The organism is Paenarthrobacter sp. 10N417 (assembly GCF_056394745.1).
Genome location: NZ_JBFTIL010000007.1, coordinates 340,657 through 359,436, shown reverse-complemented (window position 1 = coordinate 359,436; position 18,780 = coordinate 340,657). Strand labels below are relative to the sequence as shown.

13 protein-coding genes are annotated in these 18,780 nt (G+C 61.4%); 4 read left to right on the top strand and 9 right to left on the bottom strand.

The genetic code is table 11. The features are described from left to right. The first annotated feature begins 5 nt into the window (after window positions 1-5). Window positions 6-4,001, top strand: coding sequence for an ATP-dependent RNA helicase HrpA (gene hrpA, locus AC1DCM_RS11620; protein ID WP_477518321.1), 3,996 nt, complete (start codon window positions 6-8; stop codon window positions 3,999-4,001). Window positions 4,002-4,004: 3 nt separating this feature from the next. On the opposite strand, the gene AC1DCM_RS11615 is transcribed toward hrpA, so the two are convergent. From AC1DCM_RS11615 to AC1DCM_RS11605, 3 genes are read right to left on the bottom strand one after another with little or no spacing between them, the layout of a single operon-like run. Continuing rightward, complete coding sequence (locus AC1DCM_RS11615; RefSeq protein ID WP_442018858.1) at window positions 4,005-4,433, bottom strand: HIT family protein; 429 nt, start codon at window positions 4,431-4,433, stop codon at window positions 4,005-4,007. Further along, the gene (locus AC1DCM_RS11610; protein ID WP_477518320.1) at window positions 4,430-5,602 is read right to left on the bottom strand and encodes an NAD(P)-dependent alcohol dehydrogenase; all 1,173 of its coding nucleotides are present in this window, start codon (window positions 5,600-5,602) and stop codon (window positions 4,430-4,432) included. Before AC1DCM_RS11610 ends, AC1DCM_RS11615 begins: the two co-directional genes overlap by 4 nt. After that, window positions 5,599-6,528 (bottom strand): sulfurtransferase, encoded by a 930-nt coding sequence (locus AC1DCM_RS11605; protein WP_477518319.1) that lies wholly within the window; start codon window positions 6,526-6,528, stop codon window positions 5,599-5,601. Before AC1DCM_RS11605 ends, AC1DCM_RS11610 begins: the two co-directional genes overlap by 4 nt. Window positions 6,529-6,625: 97 nt before the next feature. Here AC1DCM_RS11605 and AC1DCM_RS11600 point away from each other — a divergent pair, with 97 nt between their 5' ends. After that, window positions 6,626-7,708: a PLP-dependent cysteine synthase family protein gene (locus AC1DCM_RS11600; RefSeq protein WP_477518318.1), complete on the top strand. Its 1,083-nt coding sequence runs from the start codon at window positions 6,626-6,628 to the stop codon at window positions 7,706-7,708. Here the strand turns inward: AC1DCM_RS11600 and AC1DCM_RS11595 are convergent. After that, on the bottom strand, window positions 7,705-8,382 hold the full coding sequence (locus tag AC1DCM_RS11595; protein ID WP_477518317.1) for an MBL fold metallo-hydrolase: 678 nt from the start codon (window positions 8,380-8,382) through the stop codon (window positions 7,705-7,707). The genes AC1DCM_RS11600 and AC1DCM_RS11595 overlap by 4 nt on opposite strands. A gap of 94 nt (window positions 8,383-8,476) precedes the next feature. On the opposite strand from AC1DCM_RS11595, the gene AC1DCM_RS11590 reads away from it, so the two are divergent. After that, the gene (locus AC1DCM_RS11590; protein ID WP_442003823.1) at window positions 8,477-8,944 is read left to right on the top strand and encodes a Fur family transcriptional regulator; all 468 of its coding nucleotides are present in this window, start codon (window positions 8,477-8,479) and stop codon (window positions 8,942-8,944) included. Here AC1DCM_RS11590 and AC1DCM_RS11585 read toward each other — a convergent pair. From AC1DCM_RS11585 to AC1DCM_RS11565, 5 genes are all read right to left on the bottom strand, one after another. Further along, window positions 8,941-9,831, bottom strand: a complete 891-nt coding sequence (locus AC1DCM_RS11585; protein WP_477518316.1) for a metal ABC transporter permease — start codon at window positions 9,829-9,831, stop codon at window positions 8,941-8,943. The genes AC1DCM_RS11590 and AC1DCM_RS11585 overlap by 4 nt on opposite strands. Beyond that, the gene (locus tag AC1DCM_RS11580; protein WP_442018853.1) at window positions 9,832-10,665 is read right to left on the bottom strand and encodes a metal ABC transporter ATP-binding protein; all 834 of its coding nucleotides are present in this window, start codon (window positions 10,663-10,665) and stop codon (window positions 9,832-9,834) included. A 171-nt stretch (window positions 10,666-10,836) separates the two neighbouring features. After that, a complete protein-coding gene (locus tag AC1DCM_RS11575) occupies window positions 10,837-11,808 on the bottom strand; it encodes a metal ABC transporter solute-binding protein, Zn/Mn family (protein WP_477518315.1) in 972 nt (323 codons plus the stop codon). Window positions 11,809-11,944: 136 nt separating this feature from the next. Further along, entirely contained in the window at window positions 11,945-13,018 is a 1,074-nt protein-coding gene (locus AC1DCM_RS11570) for a hemolysin family protein (RefSeq protein ID WP_477518314.1), read from the bottom strand. Beyond that, on the bottom strand, window positions 13,015-14,367 hold the full coding sequence (locus AC1DCM_RS11565; RefSeq protein ID WP_442018850.1) for a hemolysin family protein: 1,353 nt from the start codon (window positions 14,365-14,367) through the stop codon (window positions 13,015-13,017). Before AC1DCM_RS11565 ends, AC1DCM_RS11570 begins: the two co-directional genes overlap by 4 nt. Window positions 14,368-14,853: 486 nt before the next feature. Between AC1DCM_RS11565 and AC1DCM_RS11560 the strand changes: the two genes are divergently transcribed. Further along, the gene (locus tag AC1DCM_RS11560; protein WP_442003818.1) at window positions 14,854-18,672 is read left to right on the top strand and encodes a multifunctional oxoglutarate decarboxylase/oxoglutarate dehydrogenase thiamine pyrophosphate-binding subunit/dihydrolipoyllysine-residue succinyltransferase subunit; all 3,819 of its coding nucleotides are present in this window, start codon (window positions 14,854-14,856) and stop codon (window positions 18,670-18,672) included. Window positions 18,673-18,780 lie beyond the last annotated feature (108 nt).

Genomic DNA, 18,780 nt, shown 5'->3' with positions numbered 1-18,780 from the left:
CAGCCATGACACTTCATATTTCCTACCCCGCTGAGCTGCCGGTATCCGAGCGCCGCGAGGATCTGATGGCGGCGATCGCCGCAAACCAGGTGACCATCATTGCCGGCGAAACCGGCTCGGGCAAGACCACGCAGATCCCCAAGATGTGCTTGGAACTGGGCCTGGGCGACAAAGGCCTGATCGGTCACACGCAGCCGCGACGACTGGCGGCCAGGACTGTTGCGGAGCGCATCGCGTCCGAGTTGGACGTCGAGATCGGCCAGGAAGTTGGATTCCAGGTCCGGTTCACTGGCGAGGTCAGCGCATCGACCAAGATCAAGCTCATGACCGATGGCATCCTCCTGGCAGAGATCCAACGGGACAAACTCCTGCGCAAGTACAGCACGATCATCATTGACGAAGCCCACGAACGCAGCCTGAACATCGACTTCATCCTGGGCTACCTCAAGCGGGTCCTCCCCCAGCGGCCGGACCTGAAAATTATCATCACCTCGGCCACGATCGATCCTGAACGCTTCGCCAAGCACTTTGGCACGGAGGAATCCCCAGCCCCCATCATCGAGGTTTCCGGCCGCACCTACCCGGTAGAGGTCCGGTACCGGCCCTTGTCACAGCCTGCCGGGTCCGACGAGGACGGTTCCGATGACGAACTGGAAGAGGACCGGGATCCGTTGGATGCGGTCTGTGACGCGGTTGATGAACTGGCCAAGGAAGCACCGGGCGATATTCTCGTGTTCTTCTCCGGCGAGCGGGAAATCCGCGACGCCGCCGAGGCCATCAATGGCCGCATCCAGACCAACCGGCGCCTGGCAGGTACGGAAGTCCTGCCCCTCTTTGCCAGGTTGAGCCTGCAAGAGCAGCACCGCGTATTCAATCCGGGTGGAAAGCGTCGCATCATCCTCGCCACCAACGTGGCGGAAACTTCGCTGACTGTCCCCGGCATCAAATACGTGATCGACACCGGCACGGCCCGCATCTCGCGGTACTCACACCGGACCAAGGTCCAGCGCCTGCCGATCGAACGTGTATCCCAGGCGTCAGCCAACCAGCGTTCCGGGCGGTGTGGCCGCGTTTCCGAGGGCATCGCCATCCGCCTGTACTCAGAAGAAGACTTTGAGTCCCGTCCACAGTTCACGGATCCGGAAATCCTGCGGACCAACCTGGCCGCGGTCATTCTGCAGATGACGGCCATGGGCGTTGCCCGCGGTCCCAAGGATGTTGAGAACTTCCCGTTCGTCGAACCGCCTGATTCACGCGCCATTAACGACGGCGTCACCCTCCTTCGCGAACTTGGCGCCCTCAGCCCGGCTACTTCGAGCACGCCTGCGTCCAAGGATCCCCGCGATAACCGCAGCAGCGGCGGTGGCCTCACCACCGTCGGGCAGAAGCTGGCCCAGCTGCCCGTCGACCCAAGGCTCGGCCGCATGATTGTCGAAGCCGGCAAACGCGGTTGCGTCCGCGAAGTGATGATCCTGGCAGCAGCCCTTACCATCCAGGATCCTCGCGAACGGCCGACCGACAAGCAGCAGCTCGCTGCTGAGAAGCATGCCCGATTCCGCGATGAGAACTCGGACTTCACTGGCTTCCTCAACCTCTGGAACTACATCCAGGAAAAGCAACGCGAGCTGTCCTCAACGCAGTTCCGGCGGCTGTGCCGCAATGAGTTCATCAACTACCTGCGTGTCAGGGAGTGGCAGGACCTCTTCACCCAACTCCGCCAACTCGCCAAGCCCTTGGGTATCACGCTGGACAACAAGCGTGAAGCTGATCCCGTAGGCAACAACGAGGGAATCCACATCAGCCTGCTGTCAGGATTGCTGAGCCACGTCGGCCTTCTTGATGAGCGCAAGCGCGAATACGCCGGTGCACGCGGCAGCCGCTTCGCGATCTTCCCCGGCTCTGCCTTGTTCAAGAAATCGCCGGCGTTCGTCATGGCCGCCGAGCTGGTGGAAACCAGCCGCTTGTGGGCACGAGTGGCGGCAAAGTTCGATCCCTTGTGGGTGGAGCAGGTAGCCCCGGACCTCGTGAAGCGCTCCTACAGCGAGCCCCATTGGTCCTCCCGGCAGGGGGCCGTCATGGCCCACGAGAAAGTCACGCTGTACGGCGTGCCCATCATCCCGAACCGGCGGGTCAACTACGGCCGCATCGATCCGGAATTGTCCCGTGAACTCTTCATCCGCCACGCGCTGGTGGAAGGCGAGTGGAAGACCCATCACAAATTCTTCCACCGCAACCGCGCGCTCCTGCAGGAGATCGAAGAGCTTGAGACCAGAATGCGCCGGCGGGACATCCTGGTGGACGATCAGACCCTCTTCGAGTTCTATGACGCCCGGGTGGGCACGGACGTCGTGTCCGAACGGCATTTCGATAAATGGTGGAAGGATGCCCGCCAAACCGATCCAACGCTGCTGGACTTTGATCAGTCGCTTTTGATGAGCGAGGACGCCGAGGCCCTTGATGACTCTGCCTACCCCAAGACGTGGCTGCACAAGGGCTTCGAACTTCCGCTGAGCTACGAGTTCCATCCTGTGGCTCCGGGGTCTGCTCCGAATCCTTCAGACGGTGTCACCGCTGAAGTTCCTGTGTTGTTCCTGAACCAACTGGACGACGCACCGTTCCGGTGGCAGATTCCGGGACAACGCGTAGACCTGGTCACAGCGCTTATCAAATCCCTGCCTAAGCAGGTTCGGAAGAACTTTGTGCCTGCCCCTGACGTCGCCCGTCAGGCTACGGAGGCCTTGGAAAGAGACTTCGATCCCGCCGTTGACGAACTCGAGTCCTCCTTGGAACTGGTTCTTCGCCGGCTCCGTGGACACGTCATCCCATCAGGATCATGGAACTGGGAGGCAGTGCCTCCCCACCTTCGCGTGAGCTTCAAGGTAGTGGACAGCAACGGCAAGGTCCTGGACGAAGGCAAGGACCTTGCCCAACTACAAGAACAACTGGCCCCTGCCACGCGACGGGCAATCGCCGAATCGCTCGGTGCAACACCCACGACGACGGCCCGCGGCAAGAGCGGCACAAGAACCGGAGCCCCCGGGACCTCAAACGGCAAGACCGCAGGTTCCGCGGCAGGGAGCGCCAGCAGCCCTGACGTTCGCGCCAGTGCCGACCCAGCCCAAGGAGCCGTGGCCGAACGTACTGGTATCACCGAATGGGACTTCGGGACCGTGCAACGCCAAGTTACCCGAACGGTCAGGGGCCACGCAGTGACTGGCTACCCAGCGATTGTGGATGAGGGTACCTCTGTGGCCCTGCGCGTGTTCCAAAGCCAGCAGGAGCAGGAAGCGGCCATGCGTGGTGGCGTAATCCGACTCCTGGCACTTCGGATTCCCTCACCGGACCGGTACGTGCTGGAGCATCTCAGCAACACCGAAAAGCTGACGTTCAGCCAGAACCCGCACGGCTCGGTAAGTGCTCTGATCGCTGACTGTGCCCTCGCCGCCATCGACAAACTGACCCCGGAGGCACTGCCTTGGGATAAGGAAGCCTTCGATGCGTTGTATGAAGTAGTCCGTGCAGAGCTGATCGATACCGTATTTACAGTGACGGCCGTCGTCGAACGCATCCTGGCGAGCACCCGCCGGATCCAGAAGCAGCTGAAGTCCAGTGCCAGCCTGCCACTCATCAGCGCCCTCAATGACATGAAAAGCCAACTGGAGCAGTTGGTCTTTCCGGGCTTTGTGGCACAGACGGGCTACGCGCAGCTGAGCCAGCTTCCACGGTACTTGCAGGCGATAGAGAAGCGGCTGGAGAAGCTTCCTGGCAACGTTCAGCGCGACGGATTGAATATGGCTATCGTCCAGGCGCTGGAGGACGACTACGACGACGCAGTGTCAGCGTTGCTCCCCGGACGCAGGGCAGGTGCGGAATTAACACGGGTGCGCTGGATGATCGAGGAACTGCGTGTAAGCCTGTTCGCCGTCGAGTTGGGCACGGCCCACTCTGTTTCCGAGAAGCGCATCCGAACGGTGCTGAACCAGGCCTTGGCGCCGGCCTGACGGTTAGTCTTCAGGTACGAAGTCCCCGTGGCCGGCAGCCCGCAAGGCCGCGCGGAGCTTCACAGCCGTAGCATCCATGACGGCAGGATCCGGGTTATGGTCCACGTTGTGGACCTCAAAGTCCGCCATCGAATAGGCGGGCCAGATGTGCACGTGCAAGTGGTCCACCTCGAAGCCTTCCATCAGGACACCCACGCGCTTGGCGCTGAAAAGCTCTTCCTGGACCTTGCCGATCCTCTGGGCAACGTCCATGACCTTGGCCAAAAGCTCCGGGCTGGCGTGCGTCCAGGAATCCACTTCCTCACGAGGCACCACCAGTGTGTGTCCCGGCGTGATCGGAGCGATTGTCAGGAAGGCCACAACGTCCTCGTCCTTCCATACGAAACGGCCCGGGATTTCCCCATTGATGATTTTGGTGAACAGCGTGCTCATGCATCTGCCCTTTCTGACGGTTCCTGAAGTGTTGAGGTGTCCAGCACGAATCGGTACTTTACGTCGCCGGCCACCATGCGGTCGTACGCTTCGTTAAGTTGGTCTGCCCCTACGATCTCGATGTCGCTGGCAACTCCATGCGCGGCGCAGAAATCAAGCATTTCCTGGGTTTCCTCGATCCCACCAATCAGCGAACCTGCATAGGCCAGGCGACGGCGGATAAGCAGCCCCGGGCTGACAGGCGGCATGTCTTCGGCGGGGAGCCCAAGCTGGAAAAGGGCCCCATCAAGCCGCAGCGTGCGGAAGTAGGGGTTGAGGTCATGCGGGGCTGCAACGGTGTCAATGATGACATCGATGCTGCGGTTCGCAGCCGCCATTGCCTCGGCGTCCCTGGACAGCACCACCTGGTCCGCCCCCAGTTCCCGTGCGGCGTCGAACTTCGCTTCAGAAGTGGTAAACACAGTGACCTCGGCGCCCATGGCCTTCGCGATCTTGACAGCCATGTGGCCTAACCCGCCCAGCCCCACTACTCCCACCGAATCTCCCTCTTCGACGTCGAAATACCTCAACGGCGAATACGTGGTGATCCCGGCGCATAACAGTGGGGCGGCTGCTGCGGCGTCCAGGGCTTCAGGGATACGCAGCACGAAGCGCCGGTCAACCACCACCGACGTCGAATATCCGCCCTGGGTTATTGCGTCGCCATTGCGCGGGTCCGCAACTCCGTACGTGCCAACATTTCCCCGCTCGCAGTACTGCTCCAGTCCGTCCAGGCAGCTCTCGCATTCCCGGCAGGAATCCACCAGGCAGCCAACACCAACGCGGTCACCCGGAGCGAAATTCTGCACAGCAGCACCCACCCGCGTTACCCGGCCGACGATCTCATGGCCCGGAACCAGCGGATAGGGTGGCAAACGCCATTCGCCACGTGTCGCATGAACATCGGAGTGGCACAGACCGCAAAACTCGATCGCGATCTCTACATCGTCTTCCTTGGGCGCGCGGCGCGCCACAGTCAGCGGTACCAATCCGCTGTCCGGGGACGTGGCGCCAAACGCCGCCGCGAGTGTGGAACCTGCCGGTTCAGATGATTGCCCAGGAACAGGCTTCGCTGTGTCTTTGGGAATTGGCTTCGCTAGCGGCGGGGGCACGGGACGTCCAGGGGTCATGATCCGACGCTACTCCCGGCAGCGGTGCTCGTGCCAGTTTGCCCGTGGGCGCCAGGAGCATCCCCAACGTTCCCTACATGTTCGTCCTCGAATGGTTCACTCCCAACGGCCACGGGATTCGTGTCATTGTTTGACCATTGCGAGAATGACCCAGGGAAGAGTGCCGCGGTGTATCCCGCAATTTCCAGGGCAGCAACCTGGTGCGCAGCCGTGACGCCGGATCCGCAGTAGACGGCAACGTTGCCCGGGCCATCCGCTCCCAAGCCAGCAAAGCGCCTGCGCAGTTCCTCCGCCGAAAGGAACCTGCCTTCAGCGGTGAGGTTTTCGGTGGTCGGTGCGCTGACAGCGCCGGGTATGTGTCCGGCGCGGGGGTCAATCGGTTCGATTTCGCCCCTGTAACGTTCCCCGGCCCGCGCATCCAGCAGTACGCCCTGCTCATGCCAGTGCGCAGCTTCCTCCTCATTGATCGTTGGCATTTTGCCGTCGGCCAAGGTGACATTCCCGACCGCGGGCGTCACCTCGCCTGCCTCCACAGGGTGACCTGCCGCACGCCAGGCGGCCAGTCCGCCGTCGAGCAGGTAGACGGTTTCCACGCCCGCATTCCTCAGCATCCACCAAGCGCGGGCCGCGGCCATACTGCCGCTGTTGTCGTAAGCGACCACGGTGTCGCCGTCGTTGATCCCCCAGCGTCGCGCGGCAAGCTGGAAGCCTTCAACTGAGGGAAGGGGATGCCGGCCCAGGGCAGGCTGTGCGTGGTCCGCAAGTTCGCTGGGCAGGTCAACGAAAACCGCCCCTGGCAGGTGGCCTTCCAAGTATTGGCTGTGCCCGTCCGTCCTGCCCAGGACCCAGCGCACGTCAAGGAGTACCGTGCGCTCCCCCGCCGCGAGCCGCCGGTGTACTTCGGATGCGTCCATCAGAATGGTCATCTGCTCTCCTTCAGGTAAGCCTGCGCGGGCGCTCTGCTACCCATGCCGGTCTTCCAGCCTAGTCTTGCGTTCCACACCCCGCCGGTAGGCTTGTCCGGTGAGCAATTCGTGCATTCAGGACAGGGTTTGGGCCAGCGAGGCCATCCGCAAGATCGAAGCTGAGAACAATCGTTCGGCGGATACGCACCTCTACGCCGTCCCCCTGCCCGAGCATTGGGGCGTTCAGCTCTATCTCAAGGATGAGTCGACGCACCGATCAGGCAGCCTCAAACATCGCCTGGCCCGTTCCCTGTTCCTGTACGGCCTGGTCAACGGCTGGATCACGGAGGGAACCACTATTGTCGAAGCCTCCAGTGGCAGCACCGCGGTCTCCGAAGCATACTTCGCCCGGCTCATTGGTTTGCCGTTCATCGCTGTCATGACCAAGACCACCAGCCCGGAAAAGATCGCCCTCATCGAGGAATTCGGGGGCGCCTGCCTTTTGGTGAACCACGCTTCAGAGGTATACGCCGTGGCGGAGGAGACAGCGAAAACCTCCGGGGGCTACTACATGGACCAGTTCACCTTCGCCGAGCGCGCCACGGACTGGAGGGGCAACAACAACATCGCTGAATCAATCTTCCAGCAACTCTCCCTGGAAGAGCATCCTGTTCCCGAGTGGATCGTTGTGGGCGCAGGAACCGGCGGCACGAGCGCGACCATAGGTCGCTACCTGCGATACAACAGGCACAGCACCGGCCTCGCAGTGGTGGACCCGGAGAACTCTGCGTTCTACCCGGCATGGCGGGATGGCAACGCTGCCGCCGCCACGGGTTTGCCGTCCCGGATCGAAGGCATCGGCCGTCCCCGCGCGGAGCCGAGCTTCGTCCCGGCTGTCATCGACCACATGATCCAAGTCCCGGACGCCGCCTCTGTGGCGGCCATGCGACACCTGCGTAAGCTCACGGGATTGCACGCGGGGCCCTCTACGGGCACCAACCTTTGGGGCGTCTGGCAACTCGTGGCCAAGATGGTCTCGGAAGGGCGAAAGGGAAGCGTCGTCTCCCTCATGTGCGACGGCGGCGACCGCTACGTCGGCAGCTATAACGACGCGGATTGGCTGGCCAGCAAAGGACTGGACCCCGCGCCGTACGAAGCGGTCCTGGACCGCTTCCACGAAACCGGTGCGTGGACCGCTTAAACCTCTACTGACTCATGGGGCGCGAGTCGCGTGTACGTAGTTCCGTATCGGGCACCGATCCGTGTGACATGGCCTTCCACGATCCCCCGGCCCAGCTCGTTAAGCAGGCCGTCATGGACAGGGAACGCTTGGGGCGCGCGCACAGAGATGACAAAATCCACCACTTCCCCCACTTTGGACCATGGCGCATGGATGGGCACCAGCAGCGTCTGGACGTCGATACCGTCCGGAACCACGAATGAATCACCGGGGTGGAAGACGTTCCCATCCACAAGGTAGCCGATGTTGGACACCACGGGAATCTGGGCATGGATAATGGCATGCTGGCCGCCGAAAGTTCGCACCGGGAACCCCGCTGCCTCGAAATCGGACCCCGGTTCGACCGTATGGATGCGATTGGCCAACGTTTCGGATCCAGCTGCGTCCACTCCTGCTCCATCGATGAGGGACTTTGCAACACCTAATGGCGCATAGACCTCAAGCGAAGAGTTGCTGCGCAGGGCCGCCAGCACGGCCGGCCGATCAATATGGTCGTTGTGCTCATGGGTTACAAGGACAGCATGCGCACCTGCCAACGCTTCTTCGGCCTCAGAGAACGTGCCCGGATCGATGACCAGGACCCGCCCGTCTTTTTCGAGCCGGATACAGGCATGCGTGAACTTGGTGAGCTTCATGGTGACAGCCTAGGGGCGGCCACTGACAGTTTCCAAGCCTCCCCTGCTGGTAAAATTGGGGTTTGCCAGCGTTTCCAGGGAAGTGAGTCTTTCAATGCCACAAGGCACCAATTCCGCCACGACCGGCCCAGCCTCGCCGGCCGTGACAGGCATCAAGGAGCAGCGCGTCACCAAGCAACGTCTGGCCGTCAGCGCAGCGCTGGATGAATTGGACGACTTCGTCAGCACCCAGGAACTGTACCGCCTTCTGCAGAACAAGGGCATCTCCGTATCCCTTGCCACTGCCTACCGCATCCTGCAGTCACTTGCCGATGATGGACTCATTGATGTCCTGCGCAACGGGGAGGGCGAAGCCGTCTACCGACGCTGCACCGTCACCGGACACCACCACCATTTGCTTTGCCGGAACTGCGGCAAAGCTGTGGAAGTTGAAGCCCCGGCGGTTGAGACCTGGGCGGCCCGAACAGCCGCTGAGCATGGCTTCACCGAGGTGGCGCACACTGTGGAGATCTTTGGACTGTGTCCTGAATGTACAGCCAAGAAGGCCGCGGGAAAGCTCTAGAGAGCGCCGGCTGGCTGCTCCCGTGATACGCGGCCGTTGAGGCCACGGTTGGCCCGCACCCGCCCGATTACCCGGCACACTACGTAAATAAGGAATGACAACGTGGTGACATAGGGGCTGATGGGTATGCGGCTGCCAAGGGCAAGCAGAATTCCACCCACCGTGGCAGCGATCGCGAACACAACACTCAAAAGCACCACCAGGCGTGGTGAAGTGGTAACCCTGAGTGCGGCAGCGGCCGGTGTGATGAGCAGCGCCAAAACCAGCAGTGCACCCACGATCTGGATGGACAAAGCCACACTGACCCCCAGCAGCACCATGAAGCCTATCGCCAAGCCGCGAACGGGAACACCACGCGCTTCAGCCATTTCAGGGTCCACGCTGGCAAAACTGAGCGGGCGCCAGATCGCTACGAGGGCAATCATCACCAGGATCGCGGTACCCGCGAGTGCCTGAAGCTGGACGGTGTCCACGGAAACGATCTGGCCGGTGAGCAAGCCGAATTTATTCGCGGCCCGGCCCTCGTAGAGGGCAAGGAACAAGATGCCCAGGCCTAGCCCGAACGGCATGATGACGCCAATGATCGAGTTCTTGTCCCGCGCCCTGACACCCATGAATCCCAGCAGCACTGCCGCAGCGACTGAACCGATCAGCGAGCCGAAAATGATATCGGCACCGATCAGCAGGGCAAAAGCCGCACCTGCAAAGGACAGCTCAGAGATGCCATGGACGGCGAACGCCAGGTCCCGCTTCATCACGAACGTGCCAACGAGTCCGCCAAGAAGTCCCAGGACAGCCCCGGCCCAAATGGAGTTTTGAACCAGCACCAGCAATTCGCCGTAGTTCTCAAAGTTAAAGATGGTCTGCAGGATTCCATTGAGGTCCATTTAGAACTCCTGCCCAGCTGCCGCGTGCGCGTCGTCATGGAAGTGCGTGGTCGCGTCCGGAAGCCCGACGACGACGATCCTTCCGTTGGTGTGGATGACCTCCACATGGCTGTTGTACAGCTCGGACAAAACTTCAGTAGTCATGACTTCCTGTGGCGTCCCCACACGGAAATGGCCGCCGGCCAGGTAGAGCACGCGATCAACGTAGTCGATCACGGGATTGATTTCGTGCGTTACGAAAACGACGGCACTGTTCCGGGCATGGCATTGTTCGTTGATGAGTGAACTGACGCCCTGCTGATGATGCAGGTCCAAGGACAGCAACGGTTCATCACAAAGGAATACCTGAGGTTCCGTGGCCAGGGCTTGGGCCACTCGAAGCCGTTGTTGCTCTCCACCAGACAACTGCCCCACAGGCACTTTCGCGTAGTCCGAGGCTCCCACCAGCTCCAGCAGTTCATCGATCCGCTGGTTTACCTTCCTTGAGGCCAGCCGCATACCCCACCGGTGGCCGTCAATGCCGAGCCCTACCAGGTCTCGTGCACGTAAAGGCGTATCCGGCGCGAAGGACTTTTGTTGAGGAATGTAACCGATCCGCTTGCTTCCCCGCTCCACCGGATGCCCACCCAAGGCAACCGTTCCTGACTTCAATTCCTGAAGCCCCAGGAGGACCTTCAGGAAGCTGGTCTTGCCGCTGCCATTGGGGCCGAGGACGGCAAAGAACTCCCCCGGATTTATGTCGAGATCAAGATCGCGCCAGAGTGTCCTCTTGCCGAACTGAAGGCTCGCTCCGCGGAGGCTCACTACGGGTGTCAAAAGTTGTCCTCGATTCATGCGTTGCTGGCGAACGCAACTAGTGGCGGCGCCTTACGTTTGATGCCTGAGCTGGTACAGGAGTCCTTGCTGGTGCGGGATTCTGTGCTGGTAAGAGACAGAGGGCCCCGCAGCCATCCTGAATATCTTAGGACGCCAACAGGGCCCCCACCGCAGGGGAGGTGAGGAAATCTACTTCTTGAGTGCTGACGAGATCGATTCCACGTTGTCTGTCATCCACTGCACGTAGTCCTTGCCCTCCGGCAGGGTCTCAGTGAAGTTCACTACCGGCACGCCCGCAGTCCCGGCAGCCCGCTTTACGGACTCGGTCTGCGGCCCTTCCGTCTGTTCGTTGTACGCCAGCAGCCGGACACCTCCGGAGCCCACCAGGTCTGTCGTTTCCTTCAGGACCGACGCCGGCACATCGATTCCCTCTTCAATCGCTGCGCTGTAGGCCTCCGGAGTCTTGTTCTCCAGTCCGGCCGCTGCCAGCAGGTACAAAGGAACGGGCTCGGTGATCGCCACGGGAGCGTGGTCGTTGGCTTCCTTGAGGGCAGCAAGCTTCCCGTTGAGCTCGGTCAGCTTCGCCTTGAAAGTGTTCGCGTTGGTTGTAAACGTCGATGCCGATGCCGCATCCAGCCTGCTGAGCTTGCTGGCAACCGCGTCGGCGAATTTGCCCATCGTGTCCAGGCTGTACCAGACGTGCTCGTTGAATTCACCGTGGTCATGATTGTGGCCCTCTTCGGAGGACGCGCCTTCGCTGTGGCTTTCCTCTTCGGGAGCCAACCCCGAGACCTCAACGGCGCTGATCATATTTTCGTGGCCAACCTTTGTCTCATCGGCAATTTTGTGGAGGAATTCGTCATAGCCTCCGCCGTTCTCCACCACGAGCTTGGCTTTGGAGATGACCAGTTTGTCTTGCGCACTGGCTTCGTAGGAATGCGGGTCCTGGCTCGTCTTGGTGATGATCGCGTTCACGTTGACCTTGTCCCCGCCAATGGCCTTCACGACGTCCCCGTAAACATTCGTGGAGGTCACCACTTCAATGGCTCCTGTCGATGACGACGGGGTTCCTGCCCCGGCGCTACCGGAACAGGATGAAAGCAACAGGGCGGCAAGGCCTGCAGAAGCGGCCAACGACATGCGGGCGACGGAACGACGCACGGAAACCTCGGATCTACTCAAATGAGAATCAAAAACATTTATTGGTTGGGTTTCAGCTTAGCCCTAAATGGGAATGATTCCTATTTAGGATGGGCTTGCGCCGACCACCGAGGCCGGCGCAAGCTTCAACTTTCCGCTATTGCTGAGTCTGCGGACCGCCAAGGCGCCGTATCCCCGTGGCCTGCGTAGCATCCCGGATCTCGCCCACCAATTGCTCGATCACGTCCTCAAGGAACAAAACGCCCTGTGTCGCGCCGCCTGGTCCAACCACGCGGGCCAGGTGCGATCCTGTCCGCTGCATCACAGACATCGCCTGCTCAATCTCATCCTCCGGGGAGAGGTTCGCCAGGGAACGGATCCGCCCCTCGGCAATCGGATGGCGGCGACCCTCCTCAGGTATGGAGAGGATGTCCTTGACGTGCAGGTACCCGGCGAGTTCGCCGTCGTCGTCCACCATGGGGAAGCGAGAGAAGCCGGTACGGCTGACCGCCTTTTCCAACTCGACGGGAGTCGACGCTGTCCTCAGCACCACCAGCTTGTCCAACGGAACCATGATGTGCGACGCCGTATGTTCGGAGAACTCCAAGGCACCACTGAGCAAACCAGCGTCATCGTCCACCAGGCCGTGCCGTGTGGATTCCTGCACAATCGACTGGACTTCCTCAAGGGTGAACGAAGATGACACTTCGTCCTTCGGCTCGATCCGCATCAATCGGAGGATGTGGTTCGCAAGCCAGTTAAGGGTCCAGATCACTGGTTTGACCACGCGGCCGATAAACACCAGCGGCGGCGCCAACAGCAGGGCCGCCTTGTCCGCTACGGACACCGAGATGTTCTTGGGGACCATCTCTCCGAACGTCACATGCAGGAACGTGACAAAGAGGAGCGCAATCGCAAAGGCGATGACATCCGCCAACTCCATCGGAACGCCAACCATCTCAAGCGGCTCCGCCAACAAGTGATGGATAGCCGGCTCGGCAACCTGGAGAATCAAGAGCGAGCACACGGTGATGCCCAGCTGGGCGCAGGCCAGCATCAGGGACACACTTTCCATGGCCCGCAACGTAGTTTGCGCCCGCTTTGACCCAGCTTGCGCCAAAGGCTCAATCTGGCTGCGGCGTGCGGACATGATCGCAAATTCGGCACCCACGAAGAAAGCATTGCCGATCAAAAGAACCACGAGCCAGGCAATTCCTGCCCAGTCACTCATACGGCACCTGCTTCATGGCGATCATTCTGCGTGTCCTCAACGGCCGCTTCATCTTCCTCAATGTGGCGGAAGCAGATCCGGTCAATTCTCCGACCATCCATCCTGGTCACGGTCAGCGTGCCGCCCCCGGCCTCCACCACATCACCCACCTTCGCGATACGACCAAGCTTGCTCATCACGTAGCCACCAACAGTTTCGTAAGCAGGCTCGTCGGGGACAGTCAGGTTGGGGATTTGCTCGGATACCTCATCCGGCCTCAGCAGTCCAGGGAAGTACCAGTCGCCGGATGCGCTCTGCAAGAGGCCCGGGCGGACCTTGTCGTGTTCGTCGGAGACCTCCCCAACGATCTCCTCAACCAGGTCTTCGAGGGTTGCGATCCCGGCAGTGCCACCATATTCATCCAGAACCACAGCCAGTTGCAGGTTTCCTTCGCGCAGTTCGGAGAGGAGGGCATCCAAATGGATGGTCTCGGGAACGCGAAGCACATCCGTCATGATTGCCCCGGCCTGAAGCTTCGCCCGGCGATCTGCGGGCACGGCAACTGCTTTCTTAATATGGACCACCCCACGGATGTCGTCGGCCGAGTCACCGATCACCGGGAAACGGGAGTATCCAGTCCGCCGTGCGGCGTCGAGGATGTCGCTCACAGGTTGATCAGCGTCAATCGTTTCCATCCGGATGCGCGGCGTCATGACATCCGCCGCAGTGCGGCCAGAGAAATTCAGGGTTCGCGCCACAAAGTTTGCTGTGCCTGCATCCAGTGTGCCGAGCTCCGCGGAACGCCGGACAAGTGAAGCCAGCTCGGCAGGAGTCCGTGCCCCCGAGATTTCCTCTTTCGCTTCAAGCCCAAACAAGTTCAATACCTTGTTGGAGAAGCCGTTCAACACGACGATGGCGGGCTTGAAGATGGCCGTGAAAATCAGTTGCGGACGGGCAAGCTTCCTGCCCAGCGGGAAAGCAAGGGCGATCGCCATGTTCTTGGGCACCAGCTCGCCCAGGAGCATCGACAGCAGAGTGGCGAAAGCCATTGCGAGAACAAGTGCTATGGAATGTGCGACTTCCGGGGTGAGGCCAAGGAGGCCCAGGGGCCCCACCAGGAGCTGTCCCACAGAGGGCTCCATCACGAAACCCGTCAGGAGCGTGGTCAGCGTAATGCCAAGTTGGCAGCTGGAAAGCTGCGTGGACAGGGACTTCAAGCATTTCAGCAGCGGAGCTGCGCCGTGATCACCGTTGTCTACTGCGCGCTGAACGCTCGCCTGGTCCAGGGCAACGAGGGAAAACTCAACTGCTACAAAGAAGCCGGTGCCAAGAATCAGGGCAAAGCCGGCAAGGAGGAGAAACCATTCCACTTAGCGCTTCCCTCCAAGGGCAGGCGCTTGCAGTGCGGAACTTGCCCTCGAGGGAGAGATTCGCCCAGGCGGAGGCTGATCGGGTGCCGCAGACGCATGGTCCGTGGCGCCACCGGCTTGGAACGCCGGCGCGTGATGGGCATGTGAACGGGTATTGCCGGCTCGAGGGGTGCGCTGTGCGGAGTTGCCTGATCGGCTCCCCCGACAGCTCCCAGGCCGGCACCTAGATTTACTGTCCATAAGGGTTTCAGTCTACAGGGCAGGTTCCGCGGGCCCATGCAGCGGTCCCTCCCCCCCGGGAAATGGAGCGCCGGAGCATTACGTCGGCCTCAACATGATTTAGGTCACCACTATTGGCAGTTAACCAACGATCCTAACTAGACTGACAAAGGTCTGAGTTCGCGGGACCCGGACCCTGGTGCATTGTTGCGGAAAAGCAACCTTGACCAGCGGGAAATCAAAACTCATGGAAGAGGCGTATTTCAAGTGCCAGAGCAGCCCAGCCACCGTCTACCAGAGGAATTTGGCGGAAACGAGTGGCTCGTTGACGAACTGTACGAGCGGTACCAGCAGGACAAGAATTCGGTCGACGCCAAGTGGTGGCCGCTCTTCGAATCCTTCGACACCGGTGACGGCACTTCTTCCAACGGAACCTCCGCAGCCCCCACCGCTGCCAATCCCCCCACCCAAGTACTTCCCGTGGTAGCTCCGGCTGCAGCGGCACCGGCACCGGCGCCGGCCGCTCCTGAAGCTGCCCCTGCGACCACCCCTGCCGCTGCTGCTTCCGGTGAACCGGCAGTTGCGGCTCCGGCGAAGAAAGCCCCGGCCACGGTTGCCAAGGATGGAGCAAAGAAGCCCGTCGGCGGCAATGCTGCACAACCGATTCCTGCCCAGCTGCCCAAGAGCACCAAGGCGCCCACCGCTCCCGAGGAGGACGTCGTTTCCGTCCTTCGCGGACCGGCGAAGGCCATCGCTACCAACATGGTGACCAGCCTTGAAGTGCCTACTGCCACCAGCGTCCGGGCAGTTCCGGCCAAGCTGCTGATCGACAACCGCGTTGTCATCAACTCCAACCTTGCACGTGCCCGCGGCGGCAAGGTGTCCTTCACGCACCTCATCGGCTACGCGGTTGTCCGCGCCCTCTCCCAGTTCCCGTCGATGAACGTCTACTACGACGAAATTGATGGCAAGCCGAGCGCTGTCCAGCCTGCCCACGTCAACTTTGGCATCGCCATTGACATGCCCAAGCCCGATGGCACCCGCCTCCTGATGGTTCCCAACATCAAGAAGGCCGAGACCATGGACTTTGCCGAGTTCTGGCACACCTATGAGGACCTCATCAAGCGAGCCCGCAACGGCAAGCTCACGGCGGACGACCACGCCGGCACCACGGTCTCCCTGACCAACCCGGGCGGCATCGGCACCGTTCACTCTGTACCGCGTCTCTCCAAGGGACAGGCAGCCATCATCGGCGTCGGCGCCCTTGACTACCCGGCCGAGTTCCAGGGTGCCAGCGAGAAGATCATCGCCCAGAACGCCATCAGCAAGATTCTCACGCTGACCTCCACCTACGACCACCGGGTTATCCAAGGCGCAGGCAGCGGCGAGTTCCTCAAGCTGGTCCACCAGCTCCTCCTTGGTGCGCAGAACTTCTACGACGAAATCTTTGAAGCCCTCCGCATTCCGTACGAGCCCGTCCGTTGGAGCCCTGACCTCCAGGTTGACCCAGCAGATGAGATCAACAAGGTTGCCCGGATCCAGCAGCTCATCCACTCATACCGCGTGCGTGGCCACCTCATGGCCGACACGGACCCCCTGGAATACGTCCAGCGCAAGCACCCGGACCTGGACGTCCTGACCTACGGTCTCACGCTCTGGGACCTGGACCGCGAATGGCCTACCGGTGGCTTCGGTGGCAAGTCGCAGCTGAAGTTCCGCGACATCCTGGGCGTACTCCGTGATGCTTACTGCCGCACTACCGGCATCGAGTACATGCACATCCAGGAGCCGGCGGAGCGTAAGTGGTTCCAGGACCAGTTGGAGCACCCGTACTCCAAGCCGAGCCGCGAAGAGCAGCTGCGCATCGTTTCCAAGCTCAACGCAGCCGAGGCTTTCGAAACCTTCCTCCAGACCAAGTTCGTCGGGCAGAAGCGCTTCTCCCTCGAAGGCGGCGAGTCGCTTATTCCGCTCCTTGACGCTGTCATCTCGGACGCTGCCGACGACGGCCTGGACGAAGTCGCGATCGGCATGGCCCACCGTGGCCGCCTGAACGTGCTCACCAACATTGCAGGCAAGACGTACGCACAGGTGTTCCGTGAATTCGAAGGCACCCAGGACCCTCGCTCTGTCCAGGGGTCCGGCGATGTGAAGTACCACCTGGGTACTGAAGGCACCTTCACCTCGGACAACGGCAAGCAGACCAAGGTCTACCTCGCCGCCAACCCGTCCCACCTTGAAGCAGTCGACTCCGTGCTCGAGGGCATCGTCCGCGCCAAGCAGGACCGACTGGATCAAGGCGAGTCCTTCCCGGTCCTGCCCATCATGGTTCACGGTGACGCTGCATTCGCAGGCCAGGGTGTTGTCGCCGAGACCCTCAACCTGTCCCAGCTGCGTGGTTACCGCACCGGTGGCACCATCCACGTGATCGTGAACAACCAGGTTGGCTTCACCACGGCGCCGTCCTCTTCGCGTTCATCGACGTACTCCACAGATGTTGCCAAGATGATCCAGGCTCCGGTGTTCCACGTGAATGGCGACGACCCCGAAGCCGTGGTGCGTGTTGCGCAGCTCGCCTACGAGTTCCGCCAGCGCTTCCACAAGGACGTCGTCATCGACATGGTGTGCTACCGCCGCCGTGGTCACAACGAGGGCGATGACCCCTCGATGACGCAGCCCCTGATGTACAACCTGATCGAGGCAAAGCGCTCAGTCCGCAAGTTGTACACGGAATCGCTGATCGGTCGTGGCGACATCACCGAGGAAGAAGCCGAGCAGCTGCTCCGCGACTACCAGGAACGCCTCGAGCGGGTCTTTGCTGAGACTCACGCGGCGCAGACCTCCCCCATCCCGATCATCACGGCTGACTCTGCTGCTGTCTCGGACATCGAGCGCCCGATTGCCCAGCAGGCAGACTTCGGAACCAACTCACCGGCTTCCACCGCGATCTCCCCCGAGACCCTTGCCCGCATCGGCAAGGCCCACCTGGAGATCCCGGAGGGCTTCACGGTTCACTCCAAGCTCAAGCAGCTCCTGGAGAAGCGTGAGCAGATGTCCCGTGAAGGTGGCATTGACTGGGGCTTTGGCGAGATCGCCGCCTTCGGTTCGCTGATCATGGAGGGCGTCCCCGTCCGGTTGGCTGGCCAGGACTCGCGCCGCGGTACCTTCGTGCAGCGTCACGCAGTGTTCCACGACCGCGCCAATGGCAATGAGTGGCTGCCCCTGGGCAACCTCTCGGATAACCAGGCGAAGCTGTGGATCTATGACTCGCTGCTGTCCGAATATGCGGCCATGGGCTTTGAATATGGATACTCGGTGGAGCGTCCCGACGCCTTGGTGCTGTGGGAAGCCCAGTTCGGTGACTTCGTCAACGGTGCCCAGACCATCATCGATGAATTCATTTCCTCCGCTGAGCAGAAGTGGGGCCAGCGTTCCTCGCTCGTCCTGATGCTGCCGCACGGCTACGAAGGCCAGGGGCCTGACCACTCATCCGCACGCATCGAGCGGTTCCTGCAGCTCTGTGCCGAGGACAACATGATTGTGGCCAACCCCACCACGGCAGCCTCGCACTTCCATCTGCTGCGTCGCCAGGCCTACAGCCGTCCGCGCAAACCGTTGATCATCTTCACGCCGAAGCAGTTGCTGCGCCTCAAGGGCGCCGCGTCCGCCGTCGAGGACTTTACGACGGGCGGCTTCAGGCCAGTCATCAGCGATCCCGAGGTAGAGGCCGCAAACGTGGACCGGGTCATCCTGGTCTCCGGCCGCTTGTATTACGACCTCCTGTCCAACCGACAGAAGTCCGGGGACACCTCCACTGCGATTATCCGCGTGGAGCAGTTGTACCCGCTCCCGAAGGCCGAAATTGATGCAGAGCTCGCCAAGTACCCGAACGCTGACATCGTCTGGGCGCAGGATGAGCCCGCCAACCAGGGTCCGTGGCCGTTCATGGGCCTGAACCTGGCACCGGTGCTGGATCGCAGGCTCCGCCTCGTGTCGCGTCCGGCGTCTGCGTCCACCGCCGCAGGCTCCATGAAGCGCCACGCTGCTGAGCAGGATGCCCTGATCAAGCAGGCGTTCGAACGCAAGTAGCCAAAAAAACTGCCCGGCCGGAGGTGCTGTCAATGCACCTCCGGCCGGGCAGTTCTGTTTAATGGGACAGGTACCCGGTTCATCAAGCCGGCCGCAGATCCAAAAGCC